The organism is Nocardioides sp. AN3, from assembly GCF_054653495.1.
Window position 1 is genome coordinate 68,733 of record NZ_BAAIGC010000014.1, and the last position, 19,159, is coordinate 87,891.

Genomic DNA, 19,159 nt, shown 5'->3' on the forward strand with positions numbered 1-19,159 from the left:
CGGCACCCCGTGTTTGACCCGCCGAAGCGCCGGTAACCGGAGGCTGATGTCGCCCGACCGGCGACCTGGACACGAAGGAGCAAGACCATGGGCTACGGACTCGGTGCTTTTCTGCTCGCCGTCGGCTTGATTCTGGCGCTCGCCGTCACCGACAGCATCAACGGCGTCGACCTCACGATGGTCGGCTGGATCCTCGCCGCCGTCGGCGCACTCGTCATCGTCCTCACCGCGATCACGTGGAACCGCGGACGCGGCACCCGCACAGTCGCCACCCGCACGCACGCCGATGGCACGCAGACCTCCGAGGAGCGCCGCACCAGCGACTTCTGATCCGGGAGGAGTCGCCGCAACGCCGCTCGCTCGACGGGGCGGGGAGAGCCGCAAGCACGGCTTCTCCCCGCCCTGTCGTGCGTCCGGACGGCGACCGACGGCCACCTCCTGGCGGACGCCGCCGTCGCCGGCATGGTCTCACCAGGCCTCCCGGACTAGACAGCTCCGGCTGCGTCCGTGATCGGCATGATCCACGACTGATGCGTCTCGCTGCTCTTCGTGATCGCGAGCAGCTCGTCCATGTGCGGCTCGAGGCCGGTCACCTTGTCGAGCGGCACGCCGACGATCAGCTGGAAGCCGAGACCGCGCCAGGCCTGGACCGCGCGGCCCGCGAAGTCGGAGTCGGCCTTGACGAAGCCCTCATCGAGGAAGACCGGTGCGAACCGCGGGCGCGACCGCATCTCGTCGCCGAGACGGAAGCGCAGGGCGGAGCCGACGATGAAGGCGACCAGCTCCTGCGACTCGCCTCCGCTCTTCTCGCCGAGCGTGCGGTAGGTCGCCCGCAGCTCGCCCGAGAGGTGGTCGTAGCGCTCGGCGCTGATCTCGACGTGACGCCGCACGTCGAGCAGCCGGTCACGATCGCTCACGCCGTCGACGACGTGCTCGGGCCTGCGCAGCTGCTGCATGAAGCGGCTCAGCTGGGTGAACCGCGCCTCCATCGCCGGCTCGTCGAGCTCCTGGGTGTCGCCGCCCGACAGCGTGCGCAGGTCCTTCATGAAGACCTGAAGGTGCGCGGGCGCGAGCCGCCGCAGCCGGATCCGCAGGCGGTCCCCCGGGGCGCCGAACTCGAGCCGGCGCAGGATCGTGTTGATCGGCTCCAGCCGATCCTCGATCTCCTCGATGCTCGACGCCATGGCGCCCACCAGGGGGACGAGGTCCTGGCCGCTCCACTCGGTCAGCCGACGACGCCATTCCGAGCGGCGCTCCGCGAGACCGGTCGCGCGGATCTCGGTGAGGATCCGGGCGTAGTCGGGGTAGCTCTCCGCCGTCGCGCCGAGGTTCGGCGAGTCCCAGTGCAGCTTGTAGCTGCGGAAGATCGTCGCGAGCTCGTCGTCGACCCGCTTGATCTCCGCCTCGGCGTCGGCGACGGCGAGGCGGAGCCGTTCGGCGAGTCGCTGCGACGTCTCGGTGAACCGGTCCAGATCCTCGGGGTCGGCCGGCGCGGCCGCGGCGGCGAACTCGGCCGCCAGGCTCGCGCTCTGCTCCTCGGTGAGGTCGACATGCCCGGTGCTCTCCATCGCCTCGAGGCGGTCGTTGACCATGTCCTCGGAGTCGACGAGCTCGGCGTGCTCCTCCCCCAGCCGGCGCTGCTCCTGCTCCAGGCCGTAGCGTGCCTTCCGCGCCTCGTCGAGGCGTGCGGAGAGCTCCTCGATCTGCCGCTCGAGCGCCTCCAGCTGGTTGTCGGAGGCGAGGATCTCGGCCCGACGGCGCTCGATGTCGGCGAGCCGCGCGTCGCTGCCGGAGACGTCGAGGTCGTCGAAGCGGGCGACCGCGACGGCGTCGTACGCCGCCCGCCGCCTGCCCAGGACGCTCAGCTGCCGCCCGAGCTCGACCACCTCGGCGTCGAGCTCCTCGAGCCGGCGCTCCAGGTCTGCCAGCTCGGCGTCGACCTCGGCGACCGCCTCCTCGTTGGAGAACCCGATGATGCTGCGCGTGTCGTTGCGTCCATGCGAGCCGCGCCGCCCGCTGCGGGTCTGGCCGGCGAGCGTGACGCGCAGGCCGGATCCGGCCAGACCCTCCGCGCTCTCAACGCAGAGCGCGTTGCGGGACGGCTCGGCGACGTGGTGCTGCACCCAGCCCGAGAACGGCGAGTCGCGGAAGACCAGCTTGCCGGCGATGCGCTCGGGGTCGGCCGGGCCCGTGCCGGGCAGACCCAGCTCGGCGCCTTCGAAGGTGAGCCGACCGCGCAGTCGCAGGCCGTCGATCGCCGCTGAGAAGTCCTCGAGCCGGTCGAGCGGCACCAGCATGACGCGAGCCGACCCGCCGAGCACGGTCTCGATGGCCGTGCGCCACTGTGCCTCGTCGGGCGCGACGTCGATCAGCTCGGCCACGAACGGCAGCTCGTCGACCGAGAGGCCGCTCGCCCGGGCCACCTCCGCACGCAGCTCGTGCAGGACCACCGGCACCCGTCCGGCCCGACTCTCCAGCGATGCCCGCTCGCGGGTGAGCTCGTCCTTGCGCTGCAGGAGCGGGTAGCGCCGTCCGACCGCGGTATCGCGCAGGTCGGTCAAGCGCTGCTGCTCGGCCTCGTGGCTCGCGAGCCAGCGCCGCGCCTCCTCCTGCATGACGTGGAAGGCGTCGGCGGACTCGAGGGCTCCGTCGATGCGCTCGCGATCGGGGTCGGTGACCTCCAGGAGCGGCAGCAGACGCTCCTGGAGCAGCCGGCGACGACCCAGACGGTCGTCTCGCACCACCTGCTCCTGCTCGAGCGCGGCGGCCAGCGACTGCAGCGTCGACCCCCCGGCGGCGCGGTGGGCCGCCTTGGCCGCCTCGAGGTCGCTCTGGAGAGCGGCCTCGGCGGTCGAGCTCGAGGCGAGTGCCTCCGTGGCGGCGGCGCGCGCCGCCCGGTTCTGCTCCACCGCCGTGCCGAGCAGCCGCAGGTGAGTGCGCAGCAGCCACAGCCGCAGCGCGGTGTCACCGGGGCCGGCGACGCCGAAGGAGTCCAGCTCCGCAGCCCGCCGGGTCGCGATCTGCCTGCGCTCGTGCAGCTCGGTGATGGGCGCGAGCAGCTGGAGCTTCTGCTCCTCGGTCCGCATGGCGGAGTAGGCCGAGTCGAGGTCGTCGAAGTGCTCGATGGCACGGTCGGCTGCCGCGTAGGTCGCCGGGCGCTCGAGCACCATCTCCTTGTAGAGCTCGTCGACGCTGCGGACCTGGTTGCCGGCCTGGATGCGGGCGAGAAGACGCAGCGCCTTCGCCCCGTCGCCGTTGGCCCCGATGCCGAGCCGGGCATGGAGGACAGCGGCGAACTCGGCGTAGGTCTTGTGGACGCGGATCCCCGGGAACAGCTTCTTCAGTGTGGTGGCGTGGAACCGGTCCGGGACGGCCACCTCCAGGGTGTCGAGCGGCAGCGGGCCCTCGAGGGAGGCGAGCTGCATCGCGACGTCGCCCGACCGGGTCGCCCGCCGCGGGACGTAGTAGGTGCGCAGTGCCGTGAACCGACGGCCCTGGTCGTTGACGAACGTCATCGCCACTGCGCCCCACGTGTCGGAGCCCTTGCCGCGCAGGAGCTTCTCCACCGGCCGGCCGGTGCGGGGGTCGTCGACCACGTCGACGGCACCGCGCAGGTAGGAGAGCAGGTTGCGCTGGCCGGCGCTGCGGGCGCGACCGGCGACCGCGTCGTTGGAGGCGCCGTTGAACTTGGTGTCCGAGGGCATCATCAGGGCGGTGTAGGCGTCGAGGATGGTCGACTTCCCGACGCCGGAGGCGCCGGAGATCATCGTCGCGTCGCCGTGCAGCGGCACGCTGGTGAAGCCGCCGAAGCCGCCCCAGTTCACCAGTTGCAGGAGCTCGGCGCGCCACTGCACGGTCCCGTCACCCGGCGTGGCGACGCTCTCCCGGTCGAAGAGCCCGTCGTTGGCCGTCGACTCGTCGAACTCGAGGTCGTCGTCGAGCGCTTCCGTCGTCACTGCACGACCTCCTGCTCGTCGTCGAAGAGGGCCGCCGGCTCGGCGTCCGGCTCGTCGCGGTTGGCGCGCCGCAGCGACTCGAGGAGCTCGGCCAGGAGCTCCAGGGGCAGCAGCGGCTCGACCGCCTCGCTGATCTCGAAGCGGTCCTCATAGGACCCGCTGATGAGGAGCCCCGCCTTGGCGAGGCTGGTGATGGCGTTGCGGGCGCGCTTCTCGTCGCCGGCCTCGTCGGTGGCGTGGGCGGGGCGGAAGCTCGCCACGTGCTCGACCAGGTCGTCGCGGTCGACGAAGACCCGAACCTCGCCCGACGCCGCCCCCGCCCGCAGCCGGTCGCGCAGGTGGACGAGCAGGATCGTCTCCTCACGACTCCAGGCCGTGTCGTGGAGCAGCGTCGGGAAGCGATCGGCGGTCTCGCTGGTCGCCTGCCGCTTCCACGCGACCTCGCGGGTCTCGTCGACCGCGAGCTCCAGGAAGAGGTCGTTGAGCCGCGACTGCAGCACCCGTCGGTGGTCGACGAGCACCTGCCAGTCGCGCGGGTGCGTCCGCGCACTGATGAAACGCTGCTTGAGCAGGAGCACGAGGCAGCGCCGCTGCGCGAAGTCGAGGCCCCCCTCGTCGCCCTCCCACAGAGAGACCGAGCTGACGTCGGCCAGATCGGCCTCGAAGTCGCCCATGGCCTCCACCGGCACGCTGTCGGGAGCCCAGTCGTCGTCGAGGGTCATCGGCTCTTCTCCAGGTCGGGGTCACGGGGTGGGTTCGGCTGTGCGGGCTCGGGCAGCGGATCCGGCAGCGGCAGCCGCGGGACGTCGAACGTGCGGCGCGTGCCGTCGGGGCGCAAGGCGGCGTACGGCTCCGTGCGCGCCTCGGCTCCCCACCCCCGGTCCGCCGCGAGGTGGAGGAGCCCGAAGATCTCCACCGGGCGCCGCAGGGACGGCTCGAGGGAGTCGAAGAACGCGCCCAGGGAGGCCGCGGTGCTCGTGCCGTCGAGCGCGGCCTCGAGCCGGCGCCGCAGGGACGGCAGCTGGGGGCCGCCCTGCGCGACGAGCTCGGGCAGGGTCAGCCCGGGGGCGTCGTCGTTGTCGGCGACGATGAGGGGCTCGGGCAGGGCGTCGTCGGCGGGGTCGTAGAAGCGCTCACGAAGGTGCTCGACGAAGGCACGGGCCGGCAGCAGGGGCACGTCGTGCGCCCCGCGCGGGCCGGTCGTCGCCATCCACGTCATCAGCTCGGACTCGACCTCGCGCAGCGTCTGCGCGAGCTCGCGGTCGCGCGCGGCGTCATGGGAGACGATGTACTCCTTCAGCGTCGCCGTCACCTTCGACCGCTGAGCCAGCACGCGATCCAACCCGTCCCGCACGAGCTTGACCGTCCCGCGCAGCTCGGCGCGGTCCGCCTCGGCCAGGATGCGCTCCGACGCGGGATGCTCGAGCAGGGCGGCGAGGTCCTCGCGCAGCTGGCTGACCAGAGAGTCGTCGCGCAGCAGCGCGAACGCGCCCTCGAACGCGCGGCCCTCGAGGGTCGAGGTCATGAGGGCGTCGGCGCGGGCGAGATACTCGTCGATGACCTCACCCGCCGGCCGGTCCTCCGCGCGGAAGGCGGCCAGGATCTGGCCTCGGATCTGAGCGAACCGCTCGTCGACGCGCGCGAAGTCGGCGGGGAGCGCCGAGATCAGCGAGAGCAGCTCGGTGAAGCCCTCCGCCATGTAGTCCTCGGTGGCGCTCACCATCTCGGCGCCGTCGACGAGGCGGTCCCGCTCGGCCTGCAGCCGTGCGATCTCGGCGTTGAGGATCGTGACGCGGGCGGCCCTGTCGGGGTTCGCCTCGGAGTTGAACCGGCGCACCGTGCCCAGGATCGTGGCGATGCGGTGCTCGCTCAGCGTCGCGCGGTCGCGGGAGAGGTTCTTGACCAGCTCGAGTGCCTGCTGGGCGTGCGAGGTGAGGGAGTAGACCTCCTGGTCGCGCTCGTCGAGGGAGCGGACGAGCCACTGCCCGCGCATCCAGCGCTGGCAGAGCTCCTTGCCCGAGCCGTTGGGCACCTCGAGCTCACCGGAGAGCCGGATCTCGGCCAGGTGCTCCTCGACCTGGGTGTGCAGCCGCGCCGTTGGGATGGGCACGTTGTTGCGCCCGAACGCCGCCCGGAAGATCGTGATGACGACCGGAGCCTGGCGCTGGTGCAGCAGTGTCAGCGTCGGCTGGGCGAACGCGCTCTTGACCCGCGCCAGCTCCCCCGCGATCTCGGTCATCCGCCCCTCCCCGGCCTCCACGATGCGAGGCGCCAGCATGTCAGAGGACACCGACGATCCACCGAATCGGGGGCGACCCAGCGGCCGGCGGCGGGGCGCCCATCAGCCCCAGAAGACGCGATCGACGACCCCGCGAGCCAGCCGCGTGACGCGCAGATAGTCGTTGAGCAGCTCGTCGGTCGACCCCGGTGGATAGCCCATGATCGACGCCACGGCGCGTCGCTCCCGTGACGCCTGGGGCAGCTGGTCCGAGGGCCGGCCGCGGACCAGCGTCACGGCGTTGCGGATCCGGCTGACCATCCGCCACGCCTCGTGGAGTGTGGCCGCGTCGTCGTCGGTGAGCAGACCTGCATGCCGCGCCGCCGCGAGCGCGTCCAGCGTCCGGGTCGTCCGGAGCCCCAGCGCCTCGTGGGCGTGCCGCAGCTGCAGCAGCTGCACCGTCCACTCGACGTCGGCCAGCCCGCCACGACCGAGCTTGAGGTGGGTGGCCGGGTCTGCTCCGCGCGGGAGCCGCTCGGCGTCGACCCTGCTCTTGATCCTCCGGATCTCGTGCACCTCGTCGGCGCTGATGCCGCCGTCCGGATAGCGCACGGGGTCGACCAGTCGGGTGAACGCGGCCCGCAGCTCCGGGTCGCCGACGACCGCGTCGGCTCGCAGCAGCGCCTGCTTCTCCCAGACGGAGTGCCACTTGGCGTAGTAGGCGGCGTAGGCGTCCAGCGTCCGCACGAGCGGCCCCGACCGACCCTCGGGGCGGAGGTCGGCGTCGACGATGAGGGCTGGGTCGCCGCCGGCGAGCGCCAGCAGCCGGCGCAGCTCCGTCGCGACCGCCAAGGCGTAGGAGGCCGCGGCTTGCGGGTCGGCGCCCTCGGCCGGCTGGTGCACGAACAGGACGTCGGCGTCGGAGGCGTAGGACAGCTCGAATCCGCCATACCGCCCCATCCCGACGATCGCCAGGGCCGTCGGCGCCTCGTCGAGACCACGGTCGGCGCGCACCGCCTCGCCCACCACCTGCAGGGTCGCCTCGAGCGTGGCGTCGGTCAGGCGGGTCAGACCCTCGCCGACCGCGGTCACGTCGCACAGCCCCACCACGTCCCCGGCGGCGATGCGGAAGAGCTCGCGGCGGCGCACGGTCCGGATGGCCCGCACCCCCTGCTCGGCATCGTCGCGGCGGCGACCGGCGGCGAGCATCTCCTCGACGACCGGCTGGGACGCCCGCGGCTCCAGGGAGTCGCCGAGGATGCGCACGCCCTCGGGCTCACGCTCGAGGAGCGTCGTGGCGTAGCGCGACGTCGACAGCACCCGCGCCAGCCGCTCGGCGACCATGCCCTCGTCGCGAAGGGTGCGCAGATACCAATGCGTCTCCCCGAGCGCCTCGCTGATCCGCCGGAAGCCGAAGAGCCCCGCATCCGGGTCCGGTCCCTCGGCGAACCACTGCAGCATCGCGGGGAGGAGCGCGCGCTGGATGTCGGAGGCGCGGCTCAGACCCTGCGTCAGCGCCTCGAGGTGGCGCAGCGCGGCAGCGGGGTCGTCGTACCCCAGCGCGGCCAGGCGTCGTTCGGCTGCCTCCGGCGAGAGCTGGCCGGCGGCCGGGATGCGCGCCACGGCGCTGAGCAGCGGCCGGTAGAAGAGCTTCTCGTGAAGCCGCCGGACCTCGCGCCGCTGTCGCTGCCACTCGGCGAGGAGCGACTCGAGCGGCTCCTTCAGGAAGCCCATCCCCCGGCCGAGCCGCCGCAGCGACGGCTCGTCGTCGGGGACGACGTGGGTGCGGCGCAGCCGGTGGAGCTGGATGCGATGCTCGAGACGACGCAGGAACGCGTACGCCGTGTGGAGGGTCTCCCCGTCCTCACGGCCGACGTATCCCCCCTCGGTCAGCGCGGCCAGTGCCGACAGCGTGGCAGGCGAGCGCAGCCGCTCGTCTGCCCGGCCGTGGACGAGCTGCAGCAGCTGCACGGCGAACTCGACGTCGCGCAGGCCGCCCTCGCCGAGCTTGAGCTCGCGGTCGGCGTCCTTCGCCGGGAGGTGCGCCACGACGCGGCGCCGCATCGCCTGGGTGTCGGCCACGAACCCCTCCCGCTCGGCCGCGCGCCAGATGAACGGCTGCACCAGGTCGACGAACGCGCGCCCGAGCGCGAGGTCGCCGGCCGCCGGGCGCGCCTTGAGCAGGGCCTGGAACTCCCAGGTGCTCGCCCACCGCTCGTAGTAGGCGCCCATCGCCCCGAGTGTCCGGCTCAGCGGTCCGGCCTTGCCCTCCGGGCGCAAGGCCGCATCGACGCTCCAGATGCTCCCCTCCGCGGTCAGCTCGCCGCAGGCCGCGATGAGCTGGCTGCCCAGCTGCGTGGCCACGCGCAGCGCGGTCTGGTCGTCGGCACCCTCGGCCGGCTCGTGCACGAAGATGACGTCGACGTCGGAGACGTAGTTGAGCTCGTGGCCGCCCGTCTTGCCCATCGCGAGGACGGCGAGCCGCACACTGTCGGCATGGGGGACGAGGCTGCGCGCCACGGCGAGCGCGGCGTCGAGCGTGCCCACCGCGAGGTCAGACAGCTCGGCGGCCGTGTCGTCGAGGGCGAGGTCGTGCGCGAGGTCGCGGGCGGCGAGGCGCAGGAGGATGCGGCGATACTCGACGCGGAGCGCATCGAGCGCCTCCGTCCGGCCGAGCGTCGCCACGGGCGCGGCCGCGCGAGGGTCGGCGCCCACGGCGCGGAGCAGCTCCTCCCTCATCGCGAACGCCGGCGCGCGGGTCGACCCGAGCGTGGGGTCGGTGAGCTCGCGCCAGTGCTCCGGGTGGCGAGCGAGGTGCTGGCCGAGCGCCTCGCTCGCCCCGAGGACGCTGAGCAGCCGCATCGCGGTGCCCTCATCGTCGGCCAGGGTGCCAACCAGGTCGCCGTCGTCGGTCCCGACGGCCTCGACGAGCCGGACCAGAGCATGGAGCGCCTGGTCGGGGTCCGCGACCAGGCCGAGCATGGCGAGGATCGGCTCGGCGGCCGGCCCGAGCGCGTGCAGCGACTTCTCCGCGCCCTCGGGGTCGGCGATCCCGAGGCGCAGGAGCTGCGTCTTCCCGCTCGCGCGACGCGTCATCTGGTCGGCGCCCCGCAGCGTCACAGGACCGGCAGCATGCGGTCGCGCTCGAAGGCGGAGACCACCGCGCGGTAGTCCTCCCACTCCGCGCGCTTGTTGCGCAGGAAGAAGTCGAAGACGTGCTCACCGAGCGTCTCGGCGAGCAGCTCGGAGGACTCGGCGAGCTTGATCGCCTCGGCCAGGCTGGTCGGCAGCGGGTCGAGGCCGAGCGCGCGCCGCTCGCGGTCGGTGAGCGACCAGACGTCGTCCTCGGCCTCGCGCGGGAGGTCGTAGGCCTCCTCGATCCCCTTCATGCCCGCCGCTAGCACGACCGCGAAGGCGAGGTAGGGGTTGCAGGCGGCGTCGATCGTGCGGACCTCGACGCGGGTGGACTGGCCCTTCAGAGGCTTGTACATCGGCACGCGGACCATCGCGGACCGGTTGTTGTGACCCCATGAGACGTGGGTCGGCGCCTCGCTGCCCGTGATGAGCCGCTTGTAGGAGTTGACCCACTGGTTCGTCACGACGCTGATCTCGGCCGCGTGCGAGAGCACGCCGGCGATGAACTGGCGGCCGGTCTTCGACAGCCCGTACTCCGCGCCGGGCTCGTAGAACGCGTTGACGTCGCCCTCGAACAGGCTCACGTGGGTGTGCATGCCGGAGCCGGGGTGCTCGGTGAACGGCTTGGGCATGAAGGAGGCCCAGATGTCCTGGGTCAGCGCGACCTCGCGGATGACGGTGCGGAAGGTCATGATGTTGTCGGCCGTCGAGAGCGCGTCGGCGTAGCGCAGGTCGATCTCCTGCTGGCCCGGCCCGCCCTCGTGGTGGCTGAACTCCACGCTGATCCCCATCGCCTCGAGGTTGGTGATCGCCTCCCGCCGGAAGTCGGCGCCCATCGACTGCGCGGTGTGGTCGAAGTAGCCGCTTTGGTCCACCGGCACCGGCGGCTGCCCGTCGACGGGCGCGTCCTTGAAGAGATAGAACTCGATCTCCGGGTGGGTGTAGAAGGTGAACCCCTTCTCAGCGGCCTTCGACAGGGTCCGCTTCAGCACGAAGCGCGGATCTGCGTACGACGGGCTGCCGTCGGGCATGACGATGTCGCAGAACATCCGCGCCGTCGCCGGGCCCTGGTTGCGCCACGGCAGGATCTGGAACGTCGACGGGTCGGGCTTGGCGAGCATGTCGGACTCGTAGACGCGCGCGAACCCCTCGATCGCGGACCCGTCGAACCCGATGCCCTCGGCGAACGCCGCCTCCAGCTCCGCCGGCGCCACCGCGACGGACTTGAGGAAGCCCAGCACGTCGGTGAACCACAGGCGGACGAACCTGACGTCGCGCTCCTCGAGCGCCCGGAGCACGAAGTCCTCTTGCTTGCCCATGACCCGAACCCTAGCGTTCGCCGGCGACGGTTCTGACGTGGCTGTCCACACCCCTGCGCGGATACAATCGCAGGTGGGCCCGCGGCCCGCGTGGGCCCATGGTTCAGGTCATCGAAAGGATCCTGTCATGGCTGCAACCCACGCCTGGCACGACCTGGTCCACGACATGAGGGACGAAGTCCACGACATCGCCACCATCAGCCGTGTCAGCGCCGCTCGCCAGTCCTACCTCACCCTCTGGGTCACCTTCATCGTGCTCCCGCTCCTGCTCGGGCTCGACAAGCTCATCGGGATGTTCAACGGGTCGTGGGAGACCTACGTCGCCACCTGGGTGAACAACATCGTGCCGGGCGACGCCTCCAACGCCGTGATGTGGGGCGGCATCGTCGAGATCGTCCTCGCGATCCTCGTGCTCGGCGCGCCACGGATCGGCGGGGCGCTGCTCGCCCTGTGGTTCGCCATCGCCACGGTCGATCTGTTCTCGATCCGCTCCATGAACGAGCTGGGCCTCGTGGCCGCGGCTCTGTGCCTGTGCACGCTCGCGTTCACGCGCATGTCGATGGAGTACCACCACAAGGAGGGCTGAGGCCCGAGCCTCCGACAGGCGCTAGAAGAACGGCACCTGCTCCAGCTCGGAGAGCCACGCGGCGGCGGATGCATCCGACGGCATCCGCCAGTCGCCGCGCGGGCTCATGGTGCCGCCGTTGCTGACCTTCGGCCCGTTGGGCAGCGCCGAGCGCTTGAACTGGTTGGCGAAGAACCGTTTGATGAACACCTCCAACCAGGACCGGATCTCCCCCAGGTCGTAGGAGACGTGCTTGGCCTCCGGATACCCCGGGGGCCACTGCCCGGCGGTCGTGTCGCGCCAGGCGTGCCAGGCCAGGAAGGCGATCTTGCTCGGCCGCATCCCAGCGCGCACGAGGTGGAACAGGTTGAAGTCCTGCAGCGCGTAGGGACCGACGGTGGCCTCGGTGCTCTGCGGCTTCTGACCGGCCTCCACGGGCACGAGCTCCGGGCTGATCTCCTGGTCCAGGATGGTCTGCAGCACCTCGTCGGTGCGGCCGTCGAACTGGTCGGTCGAGATCACCCAGCGGATCAGGTGCTGGATGAGCGTCTTCGGCACGCCGGCGTTCACGTTGTAGTGCGACATCTGGTCGCCCACGCCGTACGTGCACCACCCGAGCGCCAGCTCGGAGAGGTCCCCCGTGCCGAGCACGATCCCGCCCCGCTGGTTGGCCGCGCGGAACAGGTAGTCGGTGCGCAGCCCCGCCTGGACGTTCTCGAACGTCACGTCGTAGACGGGCTCACCGCCTGCGAACGGATGGCCGAGGTCGTGCAGCATCTGGCGGGCCGCGGGGGTGATGTCGATGGTCTCGTACGTCGTCCCGAGGGCCTGCATCAGCGCCACGGCGTTGCCCTTGGTCTCCTCCGAGGTCGCGAAGCCGGGCAGGGTGAACGCCAGGATGTCGCTGCGCGGGCGCCCGAGACGGTCCATGGCGTTGGCGGCGACGATGAGCGCGTGGGTGGAGTCGAGGCCGCCGCTGACGCCGATGACGATCTTCGGGCCGCGCCCGTTGCCGCCCGGGATCGACCGCAGCCGTTGCTCCAGCCCGGAGACCTGGATGTTGTAGGCCTCGTAGCAGTCCAGCGCGAGCCGGTCGGCGTCGTCGGGCACGAAGGGGAACCGGTCGATCTTGCGGCGCAGCCCGATGTCGCCCTCCGGCGGGTCCAGGGTGAAGTCGACGATCTGGAACTCGTCGTCGACGTCGACCGCGCGCCGGTTGTCGTCGAAGGTCCCCTGCCGAAGGCGCTCGGCCCGGATGCGGCCGAGGTCGACGTCGACGACCGTGCGCCGCGGTCCGTCCGGGAACCGCTCGGACTCCCCCAGCAGGTCGCCCATCTCGTAGACCATCGTCTGCCCGTCCCAGGACAGGTCGGTCGAGGACTCCCCCGGCCCCGCGGCGGTGTAGACGTACGCCGCCGCGCAGCGCAGGCTGCTGCTCTGCACCAGCTGCCGGCGGCTCTCGCTGCGTCCGACCGTCACCGGGCTGGCGCTGAGGTTGAGCAGGACGGTCGCCCCCGCCAGCGCCGCCTCGGCGCTGGGGGGCACCGGGACCCACATGTCCTCGCAGACCTCGACGTGCACGACCAGGTCGCGCAGGTCGCTCGCCCGGAAGAGCAGCCGCGGGCCGATCGGCACCTCCACGCCGCCGAGGAGGATGACGTCGTCGATGTCGTCTCCCGGCGCGAACCAGCGCCGCTCGTAGAACTCCCGGTAGGTCGGCAGGTTGGACTTCGGCACCACGCCGAGCACCTCGCCGCCGCTGATGACGACAGCCGCGTTGATCACCCGGCTGCCGTAGACGAGCGGGGCGCCGACCACGACGACCGGCCGCAGGTCCGCGGTGGCCGTTGCGATCTCGGCGATCGCGATCTCGACCGCGGCCAGCAGCGTGTCCTGGAGGAAGAGGTCGTCGATCGAGTAGCCCGACAGGCAGAGCTCGGGGAAGACCGCCACCGCGACGCCCTCGTCGTGGCACTCGTGCACCTGCTCGATCACGCTGCGCGCGTTGGCGGCCGGGTCGGCGACGGTGATCGGGATGGTGACGGCCGCGACGCGCGCGAACCCGTGGGCGTAGGCGGAGTAGAAGTCCACGCCTCGAGTCTAGGGAGCCCGGCACCGTGACCAGCGCCACAGAGCGGGGAACCGGTCCTCGGACTAGCGTGGATGGCGGTCCGTGGACTCCACTCGGGAGCCGCGAGATGTCACGAAAGGCTCGACGATGAGCACAGAGGAAGCTGCCCCCTACGGCGGTGCGCCAGGCAACGCCCCGGCTGTCAAGAAGGTCCGCACCCACCACCTGCGCCAGTGGAAGGACGCGGGCGAGAAGTTCACGATGCTGACGTCGTACGACGTCATGACGGCCCGCCTCTTCGACGAGGCGGGTGTCGACACGCTCCTGGTGGGTGACTCGAGCGGCAACACGGTGCTGGGCTACTCCACAACCGTCCCGGTCACCCTCGACGAGATGATCACGATGGCACGCGGCGTCACGCGTGGGGCCACGCGCGCACTGGTGATCGGCGACCTGCCGTTCGGCACCTACCAGGCGAGTCCGGAGCAGGCCTACCTCAGCGCCGCACGCCTCATGAAGGAGGCCGAGGTGGCCGCCGTGAAGCTCGAGGGCGGCGTCGAGATGGCGCCCCAGATCGAGCGGCTCACCAAGGGCGGCATCCCGGTGTGCGCCCACATCGGCTTCACGCCGCAGTCCGAGCATGCGCTGGGCGGCTACCGCGTCCAGGGGCGCGGCGACGCGGCCGACCAGCTGCTGGCCGACGCCCGCGCCGTCGAGAGTGCGGGCGCCTTCGCCGTCGTCCTCGAGATGGTGCCCGGCGACGTGGCCGCCCGGGTCACCAAGGAGCTGACCATCCCGACCATCGGCATCGGCGCCGGCAACGAGACCGATGGCCAGGTCCTGGTGTGGCAGGACGCGTTCGGCCTCAACACGGGCCGCGTGCCGCGGTTCGTCAAGCAGTACGCCGACGTCGCCTCGGTCCTGCTCGAGGCCGCGCGCTCCTACACCGAGGACGTGAAGAGCGGCGCGTTCCCGGGGCCCGAGCACACGTTCTGATCGAAAGTCGGGGCAGACCGGGAGCGGTCGACATGGGTAACGTGAACTCCATGCGGACCGCTCTCGGGATCCTCGGCGCCATGCTGCTCGCGCCGCTCATCGCCTGCACGACCTCCTCCGGCCCGGCCGGAGCCACGCCGCCCCGCCTCTCGGTCAGCGTGGTCGCCCGCGGCCTCGACCACCCCTGGGACGTCGCGCCCCTCCCGAAGGGGCGGCTGCTCGTCACCGAGCGGACACGGGCCCGGCTGAGCGTCGTCACCGACGGTCACCGTCGGACGATCCCGCTGGTCGGGGCGCACATCTGGACCAGCGGCGAGACGGGCCTGATGGGCCTCGAGGTCGACCCGCGGTGGCGGGACACTCGCCGGATCTACACCTGCCAGGGGTGGGGCACCAACGCCCACCACGACGTGCGCGTCATCGCCTGGAGGCTCACCGGCCACCTCCGCCAGGCCCGGCCGATCCGCACGCTCGTCTCCGGGCTGCCCTCGACGAGCGGACGACACGGCGGCTGCCGACTGCTGATCGCCCGCGACGGCTCGCTGCTGGTCGGCACCGGAGACGCGGCGACCGGCACCAACCCGCGCAGCCTCACGTCGCTGGGCGGCAAGACGCTTCGCCTCAACCGGTTCACCGGTCGCCCGTGGAGGCACAACCCGTTCGTCACCAGCTCGAACGCCCGCACCCGGCTGATCTACACCTATGGTCACCGCAACGTGCAGGGTCTCTCGCAGCGCGCCGACGGGACGCTGTGGTCGGTGGAGCAAGGCACCTACCGCGACGACGAGGTCAACCGTCTGGTCGCGGGCGGTGACTACGGCTACAACCCGGTGCCCGGCTACAACGAGACGGTCCCCATGACCGACCAGTCGCTGCCCGGCAAGCAGATCGACGCCGCGTGGTCCTCCGGTCCGACGACGGACGCGACCAGCGGCGGCACGTTCGTGCCGAACCTCCCCCAGTGGAAGGGCTACCGCGGCTGGCTCGCCGTCGCCGCCCTCAAGCACGAGAAGCTGATCATGCTCCGCTTCGACTCCGCCGGCCGCTTCGTCCGGGAGCGCACCGAGCTGACCGGGCACGGCCGCCTCCGCACGGCCGTCGTCGCCGCCAACGGCGACCTTCTCGTCACGACCGACAACGGCAACGGGGACGACGTCATCCTGCGGGTGCACCCGCACTGACCTGCGGCGTAGCGTCATGCGGACGGAGCAACCGCTCCCACCAGCCGCATGACGTCCCGGGGAGGTTCGCGCCGCCCCTGACAGATGTCACGCCGCGGTCATGACCGAACCGCTAACCAACAGACCCATCGAGGCGCGATGCTCGTGCCATGAGCACACCTGCCGTCCGCCTGCGCGGCGTGACGAAGAGCTTCGGGCCCGTGCGGGCCGTCCGTGGGATCGACCTCGAGCTCGCCCAGGGCGAGGTCGTGGCGTTCCTGGGTCCCAACGGAGCCGGCAAGACCACGACCATCGACATGATCCTCGGGCTGTCACACCCGACGAGCGGCACCGCGGAGGTCCTCGGGCTGACGCCGCGGACGGCGATCGCCCAAGGCCTCGTCTCGGCCGTCATGCAGACCGGCGGCCTCATCAAGGACCTCACCGTCCGCGAGACCGTCGCCTACACCGCCAGTCTCTTCGCCGACACGCTCCCGGTCGACGAGGCCATCGCCAACGCCGGCATCACCTCGATCGCGGACCGCAAGGTCGGCAAGTGCTCAGGGGGCGAGCAGCAGCGCCTGCGGTTCGCGATGGCGCTGCTGCCCGACCCGGCGCTGCTGCTGCTCGACGAGCCGACGACGGGCATGGACGTCGAGGGGCGGCGTACGTTCTGGAGCGCCATCCGCCAGGACGCCGAGAAGGGCCGCACGGTCCTGTTCGCGACGCACTACCTGGAGGAGGCCGACCAGTACGCCGACCGCATCGTCCTCATCAGCCGGGGCCGGATCGTGGCCGACGGCACCGGCGCCGAGATCCGGGCGCTGGCCTCCGGGCGCACGGTCCGGGCGACGTGGCCCCAGACAGCCGGAGAGCCCGACCACGCCGCCCTGGCTGCGCTCCCGGGCGTGGACCAGGTCGACGTCCGTGGTGAGCAGGTCCTCATCCACGCCAAGGACTCCGACGAGGTCGCCCGATTCCTGTTGACGCAGACGCCCGCGCGCGACCTGGAGATCACGTCGAAGAACCTCGAGGACGCGTTCCTCAGCCTCACCGGCTCGGGCGACGACGCCGAAGACGAAGCCGACGACACCGACGACACCAGCGACCTGAGCATGGAGACGGCACGATGAGCACCGCGACCGACGTACCCGCCCGCCGCGTCCCGAGACTGGGCGGCTTCAACCGCACGCTGCTGCGCATCGAACTGTTCCGCATGCTGCGCAACCGCCGGACCATCATCTTCACGCTCGTCCTACCGGCCGCCCTGCTGCTGACCGTCGGCAACCAGAAGGGCTGGCAGGACAAGGCGGGGTCGGGCAACGTGGCGGCGTACCTGCTGATCTCGATGGCCCTCTACGGCGCGGCGCTCACGGCCGCGGCGACCGGCTCGATGGTCGCGCTCGAGCGAGCGGTCGGCTGGTCGCGGCAGCTGCGGCTCACACCCCTCCACCCGGTCGCCTACATCATCGTGAAGGCACTGGTGGCGCTGTGCATGGGCGCGCTCGCCATCCTCGCGGTCAACGTCGTCGGGATCCTCCAGGGCAAGGCCGACATGCCGCTCCACGTGTGGATCTCGGCCGCGGTCGTGACGCTCTTCTGCACGCTGACGTTCGCGGCCCTGGGGGTGTTCGTGGGCTATCTGGTGCCGAGCGAGAACGCGATGCAGATCCTCGGCCCCGGACTCGCTCTGCTCTCCTTCCTCGGCGGCGTCTTCATCCCGATCAACACCTACGCGGCGGTGGTGCGCGATGTCGCCTACTGGACGCCGATGTACGGCGTCTCCGAGGTGGCTCGGTCTCCCCTGACGCACGAGCTCCCCTGGTATGCCGTCGTCAACGCCGTTGTCTGGTTCGTGATCTTCGTCGGTGGCGCGGCCTGGCGGATGAGCAAGGACACGGCGCGGGTCTGAGCGTCGCGGTGACTAGCCTTCCGCCCGTGAGCGAACAGCAGACCCAGGACAGCCGCCCCGGCCCTCGCGGCCAGCAGGTCGGCCGGCTGGGTCCGCTGTTTGCGGGAGTCTGGCTCTTCTTCCTCCTCGACCCCCTGGCCCAGGGCTGGGAGCACCGAGACGAGCTGCGAGGCATCCTCGGGATCCTGGCGACGGTGGCCTTCGCGGTCGGCTACATGACCCTCTGGGTCCGGATGCGCGCCGACCGCACCCGGGCCGCGATCGACCCGCCGCTCTCGTTCGTGCTGCCCTACCTGAGCGCCCTGATCGCCCTGGGCGCCGTCATGATCGCCTGCCTCGGCGAGACCGGCTTGGCCTGCACGGTCTACATCGCCGTCGCCGCCGTGATGGCGCTCCCGGCCCGTTTGGCCGTCGCCATCGTCGGGGCTCTCATCGCGGCTGCGCTGGGGCTCAGCGCCGCGCACGAGTGGGGCAGCCAGATCGGCCTTGTGTTCGGGATCGTCGCGGCGTCGCTCGCGGTCTACGGGCTGCGCACCGTCATCAGGCGCAACGTCGACCTCGTCCACGCGGAGCAGGAGAACGCCCGCCTCGCCGTCGACAACGAGCGCAACCGGTTCGCTCGGGACCTGCACGACATCCTCGGCCACTCCCTCACGGTCATCACGGTGAAGGCGGAGCTGGCGCAGCGCCTGCTCGACGTCGACCCCGGGCGCGCGCGGGCCGAGCTCGCCGACCTCGAGCGGCTCTCGCGCGACGCCCTCGCCGACGTGCGCCGCGCCGTCGACGGCTACCGTGAGATGACCCTGCCCGGCGAGCTGGCGCGCGCCCGGGCCGCCCTGAGGGCCGCCGAGATCGAGGCACACGTGCCGCAGAGCACCGAGGAGGTGCCGACCGCGCTGCGCGAGCTCTTCGCCTGGACGGTGCGCGAAGGCGTCACCAACGTGATCCGCCACTCGGGTGCGCACTCATGCGAGATCGTCCTGACGCCCACCAGCGCCGAGATCCGCGACGACGGCCGTGGTCGACCCGGGACCGCCGTCGACGGCTCGGGCCTGACGGGCCTGCGAGAGCGCTCCGCGGCGGTCGGTGCGACCGTCGTGACCCGCTCACTCGACCCGGGCTTCAGCCTCCAGGTGACGCACGCATGACCGAGAAGACGATCCGGCTGCTGCTCGCCGACGACCAGGCGCTGGTGCGCGGTGCCCTCGCGGCACTGCTCAGCCTCGAGCCGGACCTCGAGGTGGTCGCGGAGGTCGGCTCGGGCGACGCCGTGCTGCCGGCCGTGCTCGAGCACCGGCCCGACGTCGCGCTGCTCGACGTGGAGATGCCGGGGATGGACGGCATCGCCGCGACCGCGCTGGTGCGGGCGAAGTCGCCGCGCACTCGGGTGCTCATCGTCACGACCTTCGGGCGGCCGGGCTTCCTGCGTCGGGCGCTGCAGGCGGGCGCCGACGGGTTCGTCGTCAAGGACACGCCCGCTGCCGAGCTGGCGGACGCCGTTCGCAAGGTCCACCTCGGCCTGCGCGTCGTCGATCCCCAGCTCGCCACCGACAGCCTGGTCGCCGGCGAGTCGCCGCTCACCCCCCGGGAGACCGAGGTGCTCCGGGCCGCGCGCGACGGAGCGACGGTGGCGACGATCGCGAAGCGGCTCTTCCTCTCCGAAGGCACCGTGCGCAACCACCTGTCCGCGGCCATCGGCAAGACCGGGGCCGCGACCCGCGCCGAGGCGGTGCTCACTGCCGAGGGCAACGGCTGGCTCTGACGGTCCTCGCGACAAACAAAAACCCCGCCGAACTGCGTAAGTCGGCGGGGCTGAAGTCGAAGTAC

The 19,159-nt window shown here is 71.7% G+C and carries 14 protein-coding genes; 8 read left to right on the top strand and 6 right to left on the bottom strand.

Annotated features, from left to right (window positions below):
- The first annotated feature begins 87 nt into the window (after nt 1–87).
- Nucleotides 88–330 carry a DUF6458 family protein gene (locus ACYQ1K_RS16305; RefSeq protein ID WP_459984173.1) on the top strand — a complete coding sequence of 81 codons (243 nt, stop codon included), beginning with the start codon at nt 88–90 and terminating at the stop codon, nt 328–330.
- Nucleotides 331–485: 155 nt separating this feature from the next.
- Here the strand turns inward: ACYQ1K_RS16305 and ACYQ1K_RS16310 are convergent, their stop codons facing one another.
- From ACYQ1K_RS16310 to ACYQ1K_RS16330, 5 genes are read right to left on the bottom strand one after another with little or no spacing between them, the layout of a single operon-like run.
- Nucleotides 486–3,956, bottom strand: coding sequence for an ATP-binding protein (locus ACYQ1K_RS16310; RefSeq protein ID WP_459984174.1), 3,471 nt, complete (start codon nt 3,954–3,956; stop codon nt 486–488).
- Complete coding sequence (locus tag ACYQ1K_RS16315; RefSeq protein ID WP_459984175.1) at nt 3,953–4,678, bottom strand: DUF4194 domain-containing protein; 726 nt, start codon at nt 4,676–4,678, stop codon at nt 3,953–3,955. The genes ACYQ1K_RS16310 and ACYQ1K_RS16315 overlap by 4 nt, the downstream gene beginning before the upstream one ends.
- On the bottom strand, nt 4,675–6,246 hold the full coding sequence (locus tag ACYQ1K_RS16320; RefSeq protein WP_459984176.1) for a DUF3375 domain-containing protein: 1,572 nt from the start codon (nt 6,244–6,246) through the stop codon (nt 4,675–4,677). Before ACYQ1K_RS16320 ends, ACYQ1K_RS16315 begins: the two co-directional genes overlap by 4 nt.
- A 51-nt stretch (nt 6,247–6,297) precedes the next feature.
- A complete protein-coding gene (locus ACYQ1K_RS16325; RefSeq protein ID WP_459984225.1) occupies nt 6,298–9,270 on the bottom strand; it encodes a bifunctional [glutamine synthetase] adenylyltransferase/[glutamine synthetase]-adenylyl-L-tyrosine phosphorylase in 2,973 nt (990 codons plus the stop codon).
- A gap of 20 nt (nt 9,271–9,290) precedes the next feature.
- Nucleotides 9,291–10,628 carry a glutamine synthetase family protein gene (locus ACYQ1K_RS16330; protein ID WP_459984177.1) on the bottom strand — a complete coding sequence of 446 codons (1,338 nt, stop codon included), beginning with the start codon at nt 10,626–10,628 and terminating at the stop codon, nt 9,291–9,293.
- 127 nt (nt 10,629–10,755) lie between these two features.
- Here ACYQ1K_RS16330 and ACYQ1K_RS16335 point away from each other — a divergent pair, with 127 nt between their 5' ends.
- Complete coding sequence (locus ACYQ1K_RS16335; RefSeq protein WP_459984178.1) at nt 10,756–11,214, top strand: hypothetical protein; 459 nt, start codon at nt 10,756–10,758, stop codon at nt 11,212–11,214.
- Nucleotides 11,215–11,235: 21 nt separating this feature from the next.
- Here ACYQ1K_RS16335 and ACYQ1K_RS16340 read toward each other — a convergent pair whose 3' ends face one another.
- Nucleotides 11,236–13,284, bottom strand: a complete 2,049-nt coding sequence (locus tag ACYQ1K_RS16340) for an NAD(+) synthase (RefSeq protein ID WP_459984179.1) — start codon at nt 13,282–13,284, stop codon at nt 11,236–11,238.
- A 127-nt stretch (nt 13,285–13,411) separates the two neighbouring features.
- Here ACYQ1K_RS16340 and panB point away from each other — a divergent pair, with 127 nt between their 5' ends.
- From panB to ACYQ1K_RS16370, 6 genes are all read left to right on the top strand, one after another.
- A complete protein-coding gene (gene panB / locus ACYQ1K_RS16345) occupies nt 13,412–14,260 on the top strand; it encodes a 3-methyl-2-oxobutanoate hydroxymethyltransferase (protein ID WP_459984180.1) in 849 nt (282 codons plus the stop codon).
- Nucleotides 14,261–14,310: 50 nt separating this feature from the next.
- On the top strand, nt 14,311–15,441 hold the full coding sequence (locus ACYQ1K_RS16350; RefSeq protein ID WP_459984181.1) for a PQQ-dependent sugar dehydrogenase: 1,131 nt from the start codon (nt 14,311–14,313) through the stop codon (nt 15,439–15,441).
- A 149-nt stretch (nt 15,442–15,590) separates the two neighbouring features.
- On the top strand, nt 15,591–16,553 hold the full coding sequence (locus ACYQ1K_RS16355; RefSeq protein WP_459984182.1) for an ABC transporter ATP-binding protein: 963 nt from the start codon (nt 15,591–15,593) through the stop codon (nt 16,551–16,553).
- The gene (locus tag ACYQ1K_RS16360) at nt 16,550–17,332 is read left to right on the top strand and encodes an ABC transporter permease (RefSeq protein WP_459984183.1); all 783 of its coding nucleotides are present in this window, start codon (nt 16,550–16,552) and stop codon (nt 17,330–17,332) included. The genes ACYQ1K_RS16355 and ACYQ1K_RS16360 overlap by 4 nt, the downstream gene beginning before the upstream one ends.
- A gap of 26 nt (nt 17,333–17,358) precedes the next feature.
- A complete protein-coding gene (locus ACYQ1K_RS16365; RefSeq protein WP_459984184.1) occupies nt 17,359–18,480 on the top strand; it encodes a sensor histidine kinase in 1,122 nt (373 codons plus the stop codon).
- On the top strand, nt 18,477–19,094 hold the full coding sequence (locus tag ACYQ1K_RS16370) for a response regulator (RefSeq protein ID WP_459984185.1): 618 nt from the start codon (nt 18,477–18,479) through the stop codon (nt 19,092–19,094). Before ACYQ1K_RS16365 ends, ACYQ1K_RS16370 begins: the two co-directional genes overlap by 4 nt.
- Nucleotides 19,095–19,159: the final 65 nt, after the last annotated feature.

Coding starts and splice junctions, on each gene's coding strand:
- ACYQ1K_RS16305 (WP_459984173.1), top strand. CDS start 88: ATGGGCTACGGACTCGGTGCTTTTCTGCTCGCCGTCGGCTTGATTCTG.
- ACYQ1K_RS16350 (WP_459984181.1), top strand. CDS start 14,311: ATGCGGACCGCTCTCGGGATCCTCGGCGCCATGCTGCTCGCGCCGCTC.
- ACYQ1K_RS16355 (WP_459984182.1), top strand. CDS start 15,591: ATGAGCACACCTGCCGTCCGCCTGCGCGGCGTGACGAAGAGCTTCGGG.
- ACYQ1K_RS16330 (WP_459984177.1), bottom strand. CDS start 10,628: ATGGGCAAGCAAGAGGACTTCGTGCTCCGGGCGCTCGAGGAGCGCGAC.
- ACYQ1K_RS16370 (WP_459984185.1), top strand. CDS start 18,477: ATGACCGAGAAGACGATCCGGCTGCTGCTCGCCGACGACCAGGCGCTG.
- ACYQ1K_RS16335 (WP_459984178.1), top strand. CDS start 10,756: ATGGCTGCAACCCACGCCTGGCACGACCTGGTCCACGACATGAGGGAC.
- panB (WP_459984180.1), top strand. CDS start 13,412: ATGAGCACAGAGGAAGCTGCCCCCTACGGCGGTGCGCCAGGCAACGCC.
- ACYQ1K_RS16360 (WP_459984183.1), top strand. CDS start 16,550: ATGAGCACCGCGACCGACGTACCCGCCCGCCGCGTCCCGAGACTGGGC.
- ACYQ1K_RS16315 (WP_459984175.1), bottom strand. CDS start 4,678: ATGACCCTCGACGACGACTGGGCTCCCGACAGCGTGCCGGTGGAGGCC.
- ACYQ1K_RS16325 (WP_459984225.1), bottom strand. CDS start 9,270: ATGACGCGTCGCGCGAGCGGGAAGACGCAGCTCCTGCGCCTCGGGATC.